Below are 14,936 nucleotides of genomic sequence, written 5' to 3' on the forward strand. Positions count from 1 at the left end.
GGGCCTTACGCGTAGTGCTGCGCCAGCCAGCGCTCCAGCCAGTGGATCGAGTAGTTCCCCGACTGGATGTCCGGCTCGGCCAGCAGGTCGCGGAACAGCGGCACGGTCGTGTCCACGCCGTCCACGATCAACTCTCCCAGGGCGCGCGACAGGCGGGCCAGCGCCTCGTCGCGGTCGCGACCATGCACGATCAGCTTGCCGATCAGGCTGTCGTAATAGGGCGGGATCGAATAGCCCTGATAGAGCGCCGAATCCATCCGCACGCCCAGACCGCCCGGTGCGTGATACTGGGTGATCTTGCCGGGGCAGGGCGAAAAGCCCGGCACCTTTTCGGCGTTGATCCGCACCTCGATGGAATGGCCGTTGATCACCAGATCCTCTTGGTGGAACTCCATCGGCAGGCCTGCGGCGACGCGGATCTGCTGGCGGACCAGATCGACGCCAAAGATGGCCTCGGTCACCGGATGTTCCACCTGCAGGCGGGTGTTCATCTCGATGAAATAGAACTCGCCATCCTCGAACAGGAACTCGATCGTGCCGGCGCCGGAATAGCCGATCTTGGCCACCGCGTCGGCGCAGACCTTGCCGATGCGGGCGCGCTGTTCAGGGGTGATGGCGGGGCCGGGGGCCTCCTCCAGCACCTTCTGGTGGCGGCGCTGCAGCGAGCAGTCGCGTTCGCCCAGATGGACGGCGCGGCCCTTGCCGTCGCCAAAGACCTGGATCTCGATATGGCGGGGGCGCTGCAGGTACTTCTCGATATAGACGTCGGGATTGCCGAAGGCGGCCTTGGCCTCGGACCGGGCGGTGCGGAAGGCGACCTCAAGGCCCGCCTCGTTCTCGGCGACCTTCATGCCGCGGCCGCCGCCGCCCGCCGTGGCCTTGATGATGACCGGATAGCCGATCTGGGCCGCGACCTGCTTGGCCTCGTCGACGTCGTTCACGCCGCCCTCGCTGCCGGGCACACAGGGGACGCCCAGGGCCTTCATCGTGTCCTTGGCGGTGATCTTGTCGCCCATGATGCGGATATGTTCCGCGCGCGGGCCGATGAAGGTGATGTCGTGATCTTCCAGCATCTGAACGAAGCCGGCATTCTCGGACAGAAAACCATAGCCCGGATGGATCGCCTGCGCGCCCGTGATCTCGCAGGCCGAGATCAGCGCGGGCATCGACAGGTAGCTGTGCGTCGAGGAGGGCGGCCCGATGCAGACCGATTCGTCGGCCATGCGGACATGCATCGCATCGGCATCGGCGGTCGAATGGACCGCGACCGATGCGATGCCCATCTCGCGGCAGGCGCGGATCACGCGCAGCGCGATCTCGCCCCGGTTGGCGATGAGGATCTTGTCGAACATGGGCGTCACTCGACGATCATCAGTGGCGTGCCGAATTCGACCGGGGTGCCATCGTCGATCAGGATGCGGCGCACGGTGCCCGCGCGGGGGGCGGGGATGTGGTTCATCGTCTTCATCGCCTCGACGATCATCAGCGTGTCGCCCTCGGCCACGGTCTGGCCCACGGTGACGAAGGGTGCGGCACCCGGTTCGGCCGACAGATAGGCCGTGCCGACCATCGGAGAGGTCACGGCACCGGGCAGCGTGGCCGGGTCGGCGCTGGCTGCGGCGGGTGACGCCGCCGGAGCGGGGGTTCCCGCCGGGGCGGGGGCTGCAGCGGCGGGGGCGGCTGCGGCCTGGGCATAGACGACCTGCTTGCCCTGCTTGGTCAGGCTGACCGTCAGGCGGTCATGTTCGCCGTATTCCCGCTTGACCTGAATCTCGTTCAGCTCGCTGGAATTGAGCAGCTCGGCCAGCGAGCGGATGAAGGCCACGTCGCCCTCGTGATGCTTGTCGTGGTGGGAATCGTTGCTCATGCCATCCTCTGCCATGTTCTGTTCGGGCCGCGTCCAGGCGCGGCGATTGCGGGGCTTATAGCCCTTGTGCCTGCCCAAGGGGAAGGGTCAGGGCGCGATGCGTGGCGAATTGCGCCATCCGCCGCCTGAAATCAGCCCTTTGGGCGCGCGGCCTTTTCGGTCAGCCCCGAGACCCCGTCGCGCCGCGCCAGCTCGGCCTCGACATCGGCCAGGGTGATGTCGCGGGCGGCCAGCATGACCAGCAGGTGGAACATCACGTCCGCGGCCTCCGAGGTCAGCCGGTCGCGGTCGCCCTTGACGGCCTCGATGATCGCCTCGATGGCCTCCTCGCCGAATTTCTCGGCGCATTTCTCGGGGCCCTTGGCCAGCAGTTTCGCGGTCCAGCTGCTGTCCGGATCGGCGGTCTTGCGGGACTGGATCGTGGCCGAGAGGCGCTGAAGCGGGGTCATGTCAGCCTCATGGGGATGCCGGCCGCGGCCATATGGGCCTTGGCCTCGGCGATGGTGTGGGTGCCGAAATGGAAGATGCTGGCGGCCAGGACGGCGCTGGCATGGCCCTCGGTCACGCCCTCGACCAGATGGTCCAGCGTGCCGACGCCGCCCGATGCGATGACCGGCACGTTCACCGCATCCGCGATGGCCCGCGTCAGCGGCAGGTTGAAGCCCGACCGCGTGCCGTCCCGGTCCATCGAGGTCAGCAGGATTTCCCCCGCGCCCCTGGCCTCGACCAGGCGGGCGAATTCGACGGCGTCGATGCCGGTGGGCTTGCGGCCGCCATGGGTGAAGATCTCCCACCGGCCGTCGGCCACCGTTTTCGCGTCGATGGCCACGACGATGCACTGGCTGCCGAAGCGGTCGGCGGCGGCGGCGACCACGTCCGGGTCGGCCACCGCGGCGGAATTGAAGCTGACCTTGTCGGCCCCCGCCAGCAGCAGGGCGCGCACGTCCTCATGCGTGCGCACGCCGCCGCCGACCGTCAGCGGCACAAAGCACTGTTCCGCCGTGCGCGTCACCAGGTCGAACATGGTGCCGCGGTTTTCATGCGTGGCGTGGATGTCCAGAAAGCAGATCTCGTCGGCGCCGGCGGCGTCATAGGCGCGGGCGGCCTCGACCGGGTCGCCGGCATCGCGCAGATCGACGAAGTTCACGCCCTTGACGACCCGGCCATCGGCCACGTCCAGGCAGGGGATGATCCGGGTCTTGAGCATCGGGCGGGCCTTTATGTGGTTCGGTGCCGGTTCTAGCGCAGCGCGGGCCTTTGGGCCAGAGGGGGGCGCTGCCCCCCGCCGCGTGCCGCGGCCCCCCCGGGATATTTGCCGTGAAGAAGAAGGGTCAGGCGAGAATTTGGAGCGCCTGCTTCAGGTCGATGGCGCCGTCATAGAGGGCGCGGCCCGAGATGGCGCCGGCGATGACGCCGGTCTGCGCCAGCGCCGTCAGGTCGGCCAGCGAGGAGACGCCGCCCGAGGCGATGACCGGGATGGTGACGGCCCGGGCCAGCGCCTCGGTCGCGGCGATGTTGGGGCCGCCCATCGCGCCGTCGCGGTCGATATCGGTATAGATGATCGCGGCCACGCCGGCGTCCTGAAAGCGGCGCGCCAGGTCGGTGGCGTCGATGTCGGTCTCGGTCGCCCAACCGCGGGTGGCGACGCGGCCCGCCCGCGCGTCGATGCCCACAGCGATCCGCCCCGGAAAGGCGGCGGCGGCCTGGTGGACCAGGTCGGGGTCCTCGACCGCGACGGTGCCCAGGATGACGCGGGTCAGGCCGCGGTTCAGCCAGGCCTCGATGGTGGCCATGTCGCGGATGCCGCCGCCCAGTTGGGTGGGGATCGAGGTCGCGGCCAGGATCGCCTCGACCGCGGCGGCATTCACCGGCTTGCCCTCGAACGCGCCGTTCAGGTCGACTAGGTGAAGCCATTCGGCGCCCGCATCCTGGAAGGCGCGGGCCTGGGCCGCCGGATCGGTGCCGAAGACGGTCGCGGCCTCCATGTCGCCGCGCAGCAGGCGCACGCAATTGCCGTCTTTCAGGTCGATGGCGGGATAGAGGATCATGGCGGCAGGCTCCGGCGGGTTGGGTCGCGCCCCCTTTGCCACGGGGCGGGCCCGATCGGCAAGAGGCGGACCTGACGTCATGCTTGCCCGGACGGGGGCGGCGCGCGCACTCTGAGCCCATCCTGAGGAGGAGGATTTCATGCGTCCATTCATTCTGGCGGCCGGGCTGATGCTGGCGGCGGGGGCGGCGTTTGCCGACCCGATCGAGGGGGTCTGGCAGACCCAGCCCGACGAGGGCGCCTTTGCCCATGTCACCGTCGCCCCCTGCGGCGGCGCGTTCTGCGGCACCATCACCCGCACCTTCCGCGATGGGGCGGAGTATCAGTCCCCCAATCTGGGCCGCCAGATCGTCATCGACATGGCGCCCCAGGGCGGCGGCAACTACGCGGGCCGCGTCTGGCGCCCGTCCACCGACCGCGTCTATGCGGGCAAGGCCGCCGTTTCGGGCGACCGGATGAGCCTGTCGGGCTGCATCGCGGGCGGGTTGCTGTGCAGCAGCCAGACCTGGGCCAAGGTCCGCTAGCGGCTCCGTGACCGGGAGCGAGCGAACCGCACCGCCCCCGGCGCGTTTTCCTGCCAACTGGCTGCAGGAGGACCGCAGATGCCCATGATCACCGCCAGGGATGGCACGCAACTTTACGTCAAGGACTGGGGGCAGGGCCGCCCGGTCGTGCTGATCCACGGCTGGCCGCTGACCGCCGACAGCTGGGAGACGCAGGCCGTGGGTCTGGCCGAGGCCGGATACCGGATCGTCAGCTATGACCGCCGCGGCTTTGGCCGGTCGGATCAGCCATGGGACGGGTATGATTATGACACGCTGTCGGACGATCTGGCCGATGTGATCGTTGCGCTGGAGCTGGACGACGCGGCGCTGGTCGGGTTCTCGATGGGCGGCGGAGAGGTCGCGCGCTATGTCTCGCGCCACGGGGCGCGCGGCGTCTCGCGGCTGGCCTTCGTGTCCTCGGTCGCGCCGGGCCTGCTGACGTCCGATGCCAATCCCGACGGCGCCCCGGCCGATTTGTTCGACGGGATGCGCGACGGCCTGCGCAAGGACCGCCCGGCCTTTCTGCGCGATTTCTTCAAGGACTTCTATGGTCAGGGGCTGACCAGCGGGGTCAGCCAGTCGGCTCTGGACTGGACGCAGGGCATGGCGATGATGGCCAGCCCGCGCGCCACGCTGGAATGCGTGACCGCCTTTGGCATGACCGACTTCACTGCCGATGTGGCGCAGATCCGGCTGCCGACGCTGGTGGTGCATGGCACCGCCGACAAGATCGTGCCGATCGCAGCCACCGCGCAGCGCATGGCGCAGATGGTGCCGCATGCGACGGCCATCGACTATGACGGCGCACCGCACGGATTGGTCGCCACGCATGGCGACCGGCTGCTGGACGATCTGAAGGCGTTTCTGGCCGCATGACGCCGATGCGCCGGGGTCAGGCCTGCTGGGCCTGGCCTTGGCGCATGTTTTCCATGTGGGCGGCGATCGCCTCTTCGATATCGGCGTAGAAGGTCAGGCGCCCCCGCTCCAGCACGGCGCCCATGTGACAGGTCTCGCGCAGCAGGCCCATGCCATGGGCGACGACGATTGCGCCGGCCTTGGCCATGCGCTCGTTGAACACCCGGTTCGATTTGGCGCGAAAGGCCGCGTCGCCCACCGCCGACACCTCATCGACCAGATAGGTGTCGAAGGGCACGGCCATCGACAGGCCGAAGGCCAGCCGCGACCGCATTCCCGAAGAATAGGTGCGGATGGGCAGGCGGAAATGGTCGCCCAGCTCGGCGAAATCTTCGACGAAATGCAGCAGCTCGTCCGTGTCGACGCCATAGATGCGCGCGACAAAGCGGCAGTTCTGCTCTCCGGTCAGGTCGCCGTTGAACGAGCCCGCGAACCCGACCGGCCAGCTGATCGTGCCGGTGGACAGAACCTTGCCCGACGAAGGCAGCATCGCCCCCGAGATCATCCGCAGCAGCGAGGATTTGCCCGCGCCGTTGCGCCCCAGCAGCGCCACCGCCACCCCGGTCGGAAAGGTGGCGGTGATGTTGTCGGCCACCACCTTGTGCTTGCCGTTCAGGGTATAGGTCTTGGACAGGTTCTGCAGATGGATCATCGCCGGTCGCGCAGGCTGTAGAAGATCAGGCTGCCGATCACCCAGATCACCGTCAGGAACCCCGCGATCATCAGCAAAAGGCGTAGCCGCTGCGGGAATTCGGCCTCCTGCGCCAGGGTCGGGCGGATATAGGGCGCCAGATAGCGCGACTGGCGCGCGGCCTCGGCGCGGGCGCTCTCGAAGCTGGCCAGGGCGGCGGTATAGCTGGCCTCGGCGAACTGACGGTCGACGGTCAGGATCTCGAACTGGCCGACGACATCGGACAGCGCCTCCTCTCCGTTGACCGATCCGAACTTCTGGCGCTCGGCGTCGATCTGGTCGCGGATGACCTGGATGCGCAGCTCGGTCTGGCTGATGCGGGGGTCGTTGGCCTGCGCATTCGCCTGCAGCAGGCCAAGCGCGACCAGCTGTTCGGCCAGCTGCTGCTGGAGCGAGGTGACCACCCCGATCTGGCCCTGCACATCGGCCACGGGATCGACCAGCTGATAGCGGTTGCGGAACTCGGTCACGTTCTGGCGCGCGGTGCGCAGCAGGCCTTGGGCGCGCTCCAGCTCGTCGCGGGCATAGCGCAGGGCGTCCTCGCGGGCGATGTCGTTCAGCTGGTTGATCAGGATGCCGCCCTCGTCCACGATCGCCAGGGCGATGTCCTGGGCGTCCTGCGCGTCGAATGCCAGGATGCGCAGGTCGATCATGCCGCTGTCGTAATGGATGCGGACCTTGCGGTCCCATTCCTTGACCAGATCCTCCAGCGAGGCGCCGCCGCGGAACCCGAAGATCGGATCGCCCGGCGCCTTGGACCAGACCTCGCGCAGGTCGATCCGGCTGTTCACCCGCTCGACCAGGTCGCGGCTCTGGATGAACTTGTAGAGGATGTCGGTGTCGCTGGTCGAGCTGGAGGTGACCCCCACCAGCGACCCCAGCCCCCCCAGCACGTCACCCGCGTTGGGCGCCGATTCGCTGCGGACCGAGAACCCGACATAGGAGGCATACTGATCCACCGCCCGCGTGTAGATATAGGCCGCGCTCAGCAGCGCGGGGATCAGCACCATCACCACAAAGCTGATCGCCATGCCGTAATGGCGCCGCTGCATCTGCGCGGGACTGGCCGGGGGCAGGACGGGCTGCTGCAGCGCCGCCTGGATGCGGGCCTGCATCTCGGGGGTGACGGGGGCGGGGCGATTGGCCGGGCCGGACCCGCCGGGGCGCGGACCGCCGCCCGGTCCCTGCGGACGCGGTTGGCCCTGGGGCGCCTGGCCTTGGGCCGGTGCGGGCTTGGGCGGCGCCGGGGGCTGGCCCTGTGCGGGCGCCTGCGCGGCTGGCTGACCGGGCGGGACCGGCGTGCCGGTTTGAGGACGGGGTCCGGATTTCGGGTCCTGGGCGGACATGCGCTTACCCCGCCTGTCATGTTGATCTTGCTCGCGCCGTCATACATAAGCGCGGGGAACAGTTCCAGCACCGATCCGATGCCAGGATCGTGAGAGCCGCAGCCGCCCCTCCGGCGCAATCCGTGATCCGCATGTCCCAGACCACTTCGACCCCACCCCTGCCGCAACGGCGTGCGCCTCAGGGGGCACACACTCTCCGCGAGGTGCGCAAGCACCGTCGTTTCGCCAGCCTGCGCGCCATCGGCGCCCTGGTCCTGCGCGAGATGCAGACCAGCCACGGCCGCGCTGCCGGCGGCTATTTCTGGGCCATCGCCGAGCCTGCGGGCGGGGTGATCCTGCTGACGCTGATCTTTTCGGTGGCATTCTCGTCGCCGCCCATCGGCTCCAGTTTTGCAATGTTCTATGCGACGGGCATGGTCCCGTTCCTGGGATACATGGACATCGCGAACAAGACGGCCAATTCGGTGCGCTATTCGGCGGCGCTGCTGACCTATCCGGCGGTGACCTTCATGGACGCGCTGCTGGCGCGCATCGCCTATAACAGTGTGACGCAGATCATGGTCTTCACCGTGATTTTCACTGCCATCAGCCTGTTCGAGGAGACGCGGACCGACCCGCAGCTGGATCAGATCGCCCTGGCCATCGCCATGATGATCATGATCGGCGTCGCGGTGGGGGTCATGAACTGTTTCCTGTTCGAGGCGATCAGCTGGTGGGGGCCGCTCTGGGGGATCCTGATGAAGCCCTTCTTCATCCTGTCCTGCATCCTCTTCATCTTCGACGACGTGCCGCAGCCCTATCAGGATTGGCTGTGGTGGAACCCGCTGATCCATATCATCGGCCAGATGCGCAGCGCGTTCTATCCGGGCTATCCGGGCAGCTATGTCAGCTATACCTATGTTTTCGGGCTGGGGCTGGGGTTGTTTGCCCTGGGGCTGATGCTGCTGTCGCGCTATCACCGCGACCTGCAGAACAGCTAACCGCGCGGGTCGATCAGCCGGGCCAGGACCGCGCCGCGGGTGACACGCCCGCCGCCCGCGACGGGCAGGGCGTCGCGATCGGCCAGCAGGCCCATGACGGCGCGCACCGGCATGTCGGGCGGCACGGGCGTGCCCTCGGCGGTGCCGGGTTCGGCCACATCGCGGGCGGTCAGCACCCCCAGAGGGTTCATATGCGCGACGAAATCGGCGACGTAATCGCTGACCGGGTTGGCGATGATGTCGCGGGCCGTGCCGATCTGGACGATACGGCCCCCCTCCATCAGCGCGATGCGGTTGCCCAGCTTGAACGCCTCGTCCAGGTCGTGGCTGACAAAGATGATGGTGCGGCCGGTGCGCGCCTGAAGGTCCAGCAGCTCATCCTGCAGCCGGGCGCGGATCAGCGGGTCCAGCGCGCTGAACGGCTCGTCCATCAGCAGGATCGGCGCCTCGGTCGCAAAGGCGCGGGCCAGGCCCACGCGCTGCTGCATGCCGCCCGACAGGTCGCCGACCTTGCGTTCGGCCCACTCTGACAGACCGACGGTCTCCAGGTGATGGTCGATCCTTTTGCGGCGCTCAGTGGTCGACATGCCCGCCAGCTCCAGCCCCAGGCCCACATTCTCACGCACGCTGCGCCAGGGCAGCAGGCCGAACTGCTGGAACACCATCGCCACGTCGCGCAGGCGGATGTCGCGCAGCGCGCGGCTGCCCGCGCCGGTCACGCTGACCATGCGGTCGCCGCGCCGGATGCGGACCTCTCCGCGGCAGACCGGGTTCAGCGCGTTCACGGCCCGCAGCAGGGTCGATTTTCCCGACCCCGACAGGCCCATCAGAACCAGGATCTCGCCCTCGGCGACCGAGAGGGAGCAGTCGTGGACGCCCAGCACCTGGCCGGTCTCGGTCTTGATGGGGCCGCGGTCCAGCCCCTCGTCCATCAGCGGCAAAGCGCGGGCGGGATGATCGCCAAAGACGATGCAGACCCGGTCGAATTCGACGGCGTTCATTTGCGGCCCTCCATGCGCAGCATCCGGTCCAGCAGGATCGCCACGACCACGATCACCATCCCCGATTCGAACCCAAGCGCGGTGTTCACGCTGTTCAGCGCCCGCACGACCGGCACGCCGAGGCCCGATGCGCCGACCAGCGCCGCGATGACCACCATCGACAGCGACAGCATGATGGTCTGGTTCAGGCCCGCCATGATCTGGGGCAGGGCACTGGGCAGTTCCACCTTCCACAGCAGTTGCCGGGGCGTGGCACCAAAGGCGGTCGCGGCCTCGACCAGGGCAGGGGGGGTCGAGGCGATGCCCAGCTGCGTCAGGCGGATCGGCGCGGGCAGAACAAAGATCACGGTGGCCAGCAGGCCCGGCACCATGCCGATGCCAAAGAACACGATGGCCGGGATCAGATAGACAAAGGTCGGCAGCGTCTGCATCAGGTCCAGCACCGGCCGCATCCAGGCGTAAAGACGCGGCCGGTGCGCGCAGGCGATGCCGATGGGCACGCCCACCGCCATGCAGACGATGCAGGCCGACAGCACCAGCGTCAGCGATTGCAGCATTTCCGACCAGTAACCCTGGTTCAGCACGAAGAGCAGCCCGGCCAGCATCAGCAGGCAGGGGGCCAGCCTGCGCTGCAACAGGCCCGTCAGCGCCATGGCCAGCGCGATGAACAGGAACGGATGCGGGGCCTGCAGCGCGGCCAGGATCGCCGCGATCAGCGCCTCCATCGCGGTCGAGATGGCGTCAAACACCCCCGCCGCATTGGCGTTCAGCCAGTCAAAGGCCGATTTGGCGGTCCGTCCCACCGGGATCTTGGTGTCGGTGACCCATGCGGTCATCTGCTCCATGCGCGCTCCTGCAAGGCTGTGGCGCCGGGCGCGGGGCCCGGCGCGAGGGTCAGTTCAGGGCCGCCTGCAGCGCCGAATGGGGATCGTTGCCGTCCACCGTGGTCACGTCCGCAAGCCAGCCGGTCGCGGCATCGGGATTCGCGGCCAGCCAGGCGCGGGCGGCGGCCATGGGGTCCTGACCATCGTTCAGAATGGCGTCCATGACCTCGTTCTCCATCGACAGGGTGAATTCAAGGTTGGTCAGGAACCGGCCCACATTGGCGCATTCCGCGACATAGCCCGCGCGGGTGTTGGTGCGCACCTCGGCCCCGCCCAGATCGGGACCGAAGATGTCGTCGCCCCCGGTCAGATAGGTCATGTCGAACTGCGCGTTCATGGGATGCGGCTCCCAGCCCAGGAAGACGACCGGGCGGTCGCGGTCGGACGCGCGCTGGACCTGCGCCAGCATGCCCTGTTCGCTGGATTCGACGATCTCGAAGGTGCCCAGGTCGAACTGGTCCATCGCCACCATCTCCAGCAGCAGGCGGTTGCCGTCATTGCCCGGCTCGATCGCATAGATCTTGCCGTCCAGGGCGTCCTTGTGTTCGGCGATGGCGGCGAAATCGGTGATGCCCAGATCGGCACCGGCCTGGTTGGTCGCCAGCGTGTATTTCGCGCCCGTCAGGTTGGTGCGGACGGTGTCGACGGTTCCCGTGTCGCGATAGGGGGCGATGTCGGCCTCCATCGTGGGCATCCAGTTGCCCAGGAACACGTCCACATCGCCGGTGGACAGCGCGGTATAGGTCACGGGCACCGACAGGATGCGCGTCTCGGTCCGGTATCCAAGCGCCTCCAGCACGGTCGAGGCCAGCGCCGTGGTCGCCGTGATGTCGGACCATCCCACGTCGGAAAAGACCACCTGGTGGCACTGTTCGGGCTCTGCCGCGTGGGCGGGCAGGGCCAGGGCGGTGCCCATCAGAAGGCTTGCGGCCATCCGGGAAAGGGTCATTTGAGGCTCCCTGTTCTTGATTGGTCAGTCAATTAACGTTACATGGAAACGGCAAAGCAACAGAAATCTTCCGCAGCAGGGGTGATCATGCCGAAACTCGGGGCCGAGCCTATCCGAAAAGCAGCGTTGATCAATGCCGCGATCTTCGAGGTCGGGCGCGCGGGGTCGCTGGACGTCACCGTGGCGCAGATCGCCAAGCGCGCGGGCATGTCGCCGGCGCTGGCGCATCACTATTTCGGCTCCAAGGACCAGATCTTTCTGGCGGCGATGCGCTATATCCTGCGCAGCTATGGCCGGTCGGTCCATGACCGCCTGCCGGGGCGCGGGGCGCGGGGGCGGCTGGACGCGATCGTCCATGCCAGCTTTGCCCGCCAGAATTTCCAGCGCGAGACCGTCAGCGCATGGCTTAATTTTTACGCACTTGCCCTGAACTCTCCCGAGGCTGCGCGGCTGTTGCGTGTCTATCACCGCCGGCTGCACTCGAACCTGATCGTGGCGCTGCGCGGACTGACCGACCATCCCGAACGCACCGCCGACACGCTTGGCGCGCTGATCGACGGCGTCTATCTGCGCGCGGTCCTGACCCCCGGACCGACCGATGCCGATGCGGCGCTGAACACCATCATGACCTATCTGAAGGAGGCCCTCGCATGAGCCTGTCCGCCCAACCCGCCGCCTCCCTGTTCATCGACGGCAAGCCGGTCGAGGGGCAGGGCGACACGCTTGACGTCCGCTATGCCTTTGACGGCAGCACCATCGCCACGCTGCGCGAGGCCACGACCGACCAGGTGGCCCAGGCCTGCGCCGCCGCCCGCGCCGCCCAGCCCGCATGGGCCGCGATGGCACCCGTGGAACGCGGCCGCATCCTGGCCCGCGCCGCCGCCATCATCCTTGAGCGGAACGACGAACTGGCGCGCCTTGAGACGCTGGACACCGGCAAGCCGATCCAGGAGACGCTGGTGGCCGACTGGCCCTCGGGTGCCGCGTCGCTGGAATATTTCGCGGGGCTGGCCGCGACGCTGACGGGGCAGATGATCCCGTTGGGTGCCGATTGGGCCTATACCCGGCGAGAGCCTCTGGGCGTCTGCGCGGGCATCGGGGCGTGGAATTACCCCAGCCAGATCGCCTGCTGGAAGGCCGCGCCCGCGCTGGTCATGGGCAATACCACGGTCTTCAAGCCGTCCGAGGAAACGCCGCTAGGGGCCTTGAAACTGGCGGAAATCTTCATTCAGGCGGGGATGCCGCCGGGCGTCTTCAACGTGGTGCAGGGCCGCGGCGCGGTGGGTGCCGCGCTGGTCACCGACCCCAACGTGGCCAAGGTCTCTCTGACAGGGTCGGTGCCCACGGGGCGCCGTGTCTATGCCGCCGCCGCCGAAGGGATGCGCCATGTCACGATGGAGCTGGGCGGCAAGTCGCCTCTGATCGTCTTTGACGACGCCAACCTGGAGGATGCGGTCAGCGCCGCGATTCTGGCCAATTTCTACAGCGCCGGGCAGATCTGTTCCAACGGCACGCGGGTCTTCCTGCACGAGGGCATCAAGGAGGATTTCCTGGCCCGCCTGGCCGAACGCGTCAAAGCCGTCCGCATGGGCGACCCGCTGGACCCCGACACCAATCACGGCCCGATCATCAATGCGGCCCAGGCCGACAAGATCCGCGCCGCGATCCGGGCGGGCGTGGATGCGGGCGCGCGTCTGGTCTGCGGGGGGATGGGAGAGGGGCCGTTCATCCCGCCCACCGTGTTCGCTGACGCCACCGACGACATGACCATCGCCACCGATGAGATCTTTGGCCCCGTGATGACCGCCCTCAGCTTTGTTGACGAGGCCGAGGTGATCGGTCGCGCCAACGGCACCGGTTTCGGCCTGGCCGCAGGCGTGTTCACGCAAGACCTGACCCGTGCGCACCGCGTCATCGCCGCATTGGAGGCCGGGACCTGCTGGATCAACACCTACAACCTGACGCCCGTGGAGATGCCCTTCGGCGGCGTCAAGCTGTCGGGTCTTGGGCGCGAGAATTCGGCCGCCGCGATCGAGCATTACAGCCAACTAAAATCCGTCTATGTGGGCATGGGAGGCGTCGATGCACCCTACTGATCTGCCGAAGGCCGCGCAGGATGCGGATTACGTCATCATCGGCGCGGGCAGCGCCGGCTGCGCGCTGGCCTATCGGCTGACAGAGGCCGGGCGGACCGTCACGCTGATCGAATTTGGCGGCAGCGATATCGGCCCCTTCATCCAGATGCCGGGCGCGCTGTCCTATCCGATGAACATGAGCCGCTATGACTGGGGTTTCGCCAGCCAGCCCGAGCCGCATCTGGGCGGGCGCAAACTGGCCACGCCGCGCGGCAAGGTGATCGGGGGGTCGTCCTCGATCAACGGGATGGTGTTCGTGCGCGGCAATCCCAAGGACTTCCAGCACTGGGCCGACAGCGGTGCCGAGGGCTGGGACTATGCCGGCGTTCTGCCCTATTTCAAGCGGATGGAGACCTGGCATGGCGGCCAGTCCCCGGTGCGCGGCACCGACGGCCCGCTGCACATCACCCGCGGCAAGCGCAAGAACCCCCTGTTCAACACCTTCATCGAGGCCGGGCAGCAGGCGGGCTGGCCCCGCACCGACGATTACAACGGCGAACAGCAGGAGGGGTTCGGCCCGATGGAGGCCACCATCTGGAAGGGCCGCCGCTGGTCCGCCGCCAACGCCTATCTGCGGCCCGCGAAAAAGACCGGTCTGCTGACGGTCGTACGCGGACTTGCGAACCGCATCCTGTTTCAAGGAAAGCGGGCTTACGGCGTTGAAATCGAACGAAACGGCAAAGTCGAGGCGCTTCATGCGACGCGTGAGGTCATCATCTCGGCCAGCACCATCAACACGCCCAAGCTGCTGATGGTGTCGGGCATCGGGCCTGCGGATCACCTACGCGAACATGGGATCAAGCCGCTGGCGGACCGTCCCGGCGTGGGCGGCAACCTGCAGGATCACCTTGAGATCTACATGCAGTACAAGTCGCTGAAGCCTGTGACGTTGTATACCTACTACAACCTGCTGGGCAAAGGCCGGGTGGGGGTCGAATGGCTGCTGCAAAAGACCGGCCTGGGCGCGTCGAACCAGTTCGAAAGCTGCGGCTTTATCCGGTCGTCGGAGGCCAAGGACTATCCCGATATCCAGTACCACTTCCTGCCGCTGGCGGTGCGCTATGACGGCAAGTCGGCGGCCAAGGGGCACGGGTTTCAGGCCCATGTCGGTCCGATGCGGTCGAAATCGCGCGGCACGATCCGGCTGGCATCGGGCGATCCGTCCGTGGCGCCCGAGATCCGCTTCAACTACATGTCCCAGCCCGAGGACTGGGAGGAATTCCGCGCCTGCGTCCGTCACACGCGCCGCATTTTTGACGCGCCCGCCTTTGCGCAATATCGCGGCGATGAGATCCAGCCCGGCGACGCGGTCCAGACGGACGAACAGATCGACGCCTTCATCCGCGAGCATGCGGAATCGGCCTATCACCCCTGCGGCACGGCGCGGATGGGGGCGGCCAGCGACCCGGACGCCGTCGTGGACCCCGAACTGCGGGTGATCGGGGTCGAGGGGCTGCGCGTCGCGGACAGCTCGATCTTTCCGCGCATCACCAACGGCAACCTGAACGGCCCATCGATCATGACCGGCGAAAAGGCCGCCGATCACATTCTGGGCCGCCAGATGCTGCGTGCGTAA

General features: G+C 67.6%; 16 protein-coding genes. 6 read left to right on the top strand and 10 right to left on the bottom strand.

The features are described from left to right. Positions 1-5: 5 nt before the first annotated feature. The 5 genes from accC to hisA all read right to left on the bottom strand — a co-directional run bounded on the left by accC (position 6) and on the right by hisA (position 3,915). Positions 6-1,352, bottom strand: a complete 1,347-nt coding sequence (accC, locus tag FA740_RS11160; protein ID WP_136856852.1) for an acetyl-CoA carboxylase biotin carboxylase subunit — start codon at positions 1,350-1,352, stop codon at positions 6-8. A gap of 5 nt (positions 1,353-1,357) precedes the next feature. Beyond that, positions 1,358-1,867 carry an acetyl-CoA carboxylase biotin carboxyl carrier protein gene (gene accB / locus FA740_RS11165; protein WP_136856853.1) on the bottom strand — a complete coding sequence of 170 codons (510 nt, stop codon included), beginning with the start codon at positions 1,865-1,867 and terminating at the stop codon, positions 1,358-1,360. A 131-nt stretch (positions 1,868-1,998) separates the two neighbouring features. Continuing rightward, positions 1,999-2,316 carry a phosphoribosyl-ATP diphosphatase gene (locus tag FA740_RS11170; protein WP_136856854.1) on the bottom strand — a complete coding sequence of 106 codons (318 nt, stop codon included), beginning with the start codon at positions 2,314-2,316 and terminating at the stop codon, positions 1,999-2,001. Next, positions 2,313-3,074: an imidazole glycerol phosphate synthase subunit HisF gene (gene hisF, locus FA740_RS11175; RefSeq protein ID WP_136856855.1), complete on the bottom strand. Its 762-nt coding sequence runs from the start codon at positions 3,072-3,074 to the stop codon at positions 2,313-2,315. The genes FA740_RS11170 and hisF overlap by 4 nt, the downstream gene beginning before the upstream one ends. A gap of 124 nt (positions 3,075-3,198) precedes the next feature. Next, complete coding sequence (hisA, locus tag FA740_RS11180) at positions 3,199-3,915, bottom strand: 1-(5-phosphoribosyl)-5-[(5-phosphoribosylamino)methylideneamino]imidazole-4-carboxamide isomerase (protein ID WP_136856856.1); 717 nt, start codon at positions 3,913-3,915, stop codon at positions 3,199-3,201. A gap of 139 nt (positions 3,916-4,054) precedes the next feature. On the opposite strand from hisA, the gene FA740_RS11185 reads away from it, so the two are divergent. Next, positions 4,055-4,438 (top strand): DUF2147 domain-containing protein, encoded by a 384-nt coding sequence (locus tag FA740_RS11185; protein WP_136856857.1) that lies wholly within the window; start codon positions 4,055-4,057, stop codon positions 4,436-4,438. 78 nt (positions 4,439-4,516) lie between these two features. Further along, positions 4,517-5,335: an alpha/beta fold hydrolase gene (locus tag FA740_RS11190; RefSeq protein ID WP_136856858.1), complete on the top strand. Its 819-nt coding sequence runs from the start codon at positions 4,517-4,519 to the stop codon at positions 5,333-5,335. A gap of 16 nt (positions 5,336-5,351) precedes the next feature. Here the strand turns inward: FA740_RS11190 and FA740_RS11195 are convergent, their stop codons facing one another. Next, the gene (locus FA740_RS11195) at positions 5,352-6,026 is read right to left on the bottom strand and encodes an ABC transporter ATP-binding protein (protein WP_136856859.1); all 675 of its coding nucleotides are present in this window, start codon (positions 6,024-6,026) and stop codon (positions 5,352-5,354) included. Continuing rightward, positions 6,023-7,411 (bottom strand): KpsE/RkpR family capsule polysaccharide export protein, encoded by a 1,389-nt coding sequence (locus FA740_RS11200; protein ID WP_246053590.1) that lies wholly within the window; start codon positions 7,409-7,411, stop codon positions 6,023-6,025. The genes FA740_RS11195 and FA740_RS11200 overlap by 4 nt, the downstream gene beginning before the upstream one ends. A gap of 203 nt (positions 7,412-7,614) precedes the next feature. Between FA740_RS11200 and FA740_RS11205 the strand changes: the two genes are divergently transcribed. Further along, on the top strand, positions 7,615-8,391 hold the full coding sequence (locus FA740_RS11205; RefSeq protein ID WP_246053591.1) for an ABC transporter permease: 777 nt from the start codon (positions 7,615-7,617) through the stop codon (positions 8,389-8,391). Here the strand turns inward: FA740_RS11205 and choV are convergent. Genes choV through choX form a run of 3 tightly spaced genes read right to left on the bottom strand, consistent with a single transcriptional unit; the run spans position 8,388 to position 11,225 of the window. Continuing rightward, a complete protein-coding gene (choV, locus tag FA740_RS11210) occupies positions 8,388-9,392 on the bottom strand; it encodes a choline ABC transporter ATP-binding protein (protein ID WP_136856860.1) in 1,005 nt (334 codons plus the stop codon). The genes FA740_RS11205 and choV overlap by 4 nt on opposite strands. Beyond that, positions 9,389-10,237, bottom strand: coding sequence for a choline ABC transporter permease subunit (choW, locus tag FA740_RS11215; protein WP_136856861.1), 849 nt, complete (start codon positions 10,235-10,237; stop codon positions 9,389-9,391). Before choW ends, choV begins: the two co-directional genes overlap by 4 nt. A 49-nt stretch (positions 10,238-10,286) precedes the next feature. Continuing rightward, positions 10,287-11,225, bottom strand: coding sequence for a choline ABC transporter substrate-binding protein (gene choX, locus FA740_RS11220; RefSeq protein WP_136856862.1), 939 nt, complete (start codon positions 11,223-11,225; stop codon positions 10,287-10,289). An 87-nt stretch (positions 11,226-11,312) separates the two neighbouring features. Here choX and betI point away from each other — a divergent pair, with 87 nt between their 5' ends. The 3 genes from betI to betA are packed head-to-tail and all read left to right on the top strand — an operon-like array spanning position 11,313 to position 14,936. Then, positions 11,313-11,879, top strand: coding sequence for a transcriptional regulator BetI (gene betI / locus FA740_RS11225; RefSeq protein ID WP_136856863.1), 567 nt, complete (start codon positions 11,313-11,315; stop codon positions 11,877-11,879). A 2-nt stretch (positions 11,880-11,881) separates the two neighbouring features. Continuing rightward, positions 11,882-13,321, top strand: a complete 1,440-nt coding sequence (gene betB / locus FA740_RS11230; RefSeq protein WP_211243694.1) for a betaine-aldehyde dehydrogenase — start codon at positions 11,882-11,884, stop codon at positions 13,319-13,321. Continuing rightward, on the top strand, positions 13,308-14,936 hold the full coding sequence (gene betA, locus FA740_RS11235; protein ID WP_136856865.1) for a choline dehydrogenase: 1,629 nt from the start codon (positions 13,308-13,310) through the stop codon (positions 14,934-14,936). Before betB ends, betA begins: the two co-directional genes overlap by 14 nt.

Source organism: Paracoccus hibiscisoli, assembly GCF_005048265.1.
Lineage (GTDB): Bacteria > Pseudomonadota > Alphaproteobacteria > Rhodobacterales > Rhodobacteraceae > Paracoccus > Paracoccus hibiscisoli.

Coding starts and splice junctions, on each gene's coding strand:
- betA (WP_136856865.1), top strand. CDS start 13,308: ATGCACCCTACTGATCTGCCGAAGGCCGCGCAGGATGCGGATTACGTC.
- choX (WP_136856862.1), bottom strand. CDS start 11,225: ATGACCCTTTCCCGGATGGCCGCAAGCCTTCTGATGGGCACCGCCCTG.
- hisF (WP_136856855.1), bottom strand. CDS start 3,074: ATGCTCAAGACCCGGATCATCCCCTGCCTGGACGTGGCCGATGGCCGG.
- FA740_RS11190 (WP_136856858.1), top strand. CDS start 4,517: ATGCCCATGATCACCGCCAGGGATGGCACGCAACTTTACGTCAAGGAC.
- choV (WP_136856860.1), bottom strand. CDS start 9,392: ATGAACGCCGTCGAATTCGACCGGGTCTGCATCGTCTTTGGCGATCAT.
- FA740_RS11195 (WP_136856859.1), bottom strand. CDS start 6,026: ATGATCCATCTGCAGAACCTGTCCAAGACCTATACCCTGAACGGCAAG.
- FA740_RS11170 (WP_136856854.1), bottom strand. CDS start 2,316: ATGACCCCGCTTCAGCGCCTCTCGGCCACGATCCAGTCCCGCAAGACC.
- choW (WP_136856861.1), bottom strand. CDS start 10,237: ATGGAGCAGATGACCGCATGGGTCACCGACACCAAGATCCCGGTGGGA.
- betI (WP_136856863.1), top strand. CDS start 11,313: ATGCCGAAACTCGGGGCCGAGCCTATCCGAAAAGCAGCGTTGATCAAT.
- FA740_RS11200 (WP_246053590.1), bottom strand. CDS start 7,411: ATGTCCGCCCAGGACCCGAAATCCGGACCCCGTCCTCAAACCGGCACG.
- accB (WP_136856853.1), bottom strand. CDS start 1,867: ATGAGCAACGATTCCCACCACGACAAGCATCACGAGGGCGACGTGGCC.
- accC (WP_136856852.1), bottom strand. CDS start 1,352: ATGTTCGACAAGATCCTCATCGCCAACCGGGGCGAGATCGCGCTGCGC.
- FA740_RS11185 (WP_136856857.1), top strand. CDS start 4,055: ATGCGTCCATTCATTCTGGCGGCCGGGCTGATGCTGGCGGCGGGGGCG.
- hisA (WP_136856856.1), bottom strand. CDS start 3,915: ATGATCCTCTATCCCGCCATCGACCTGAAAGACGGCAATTGCGTGCGC.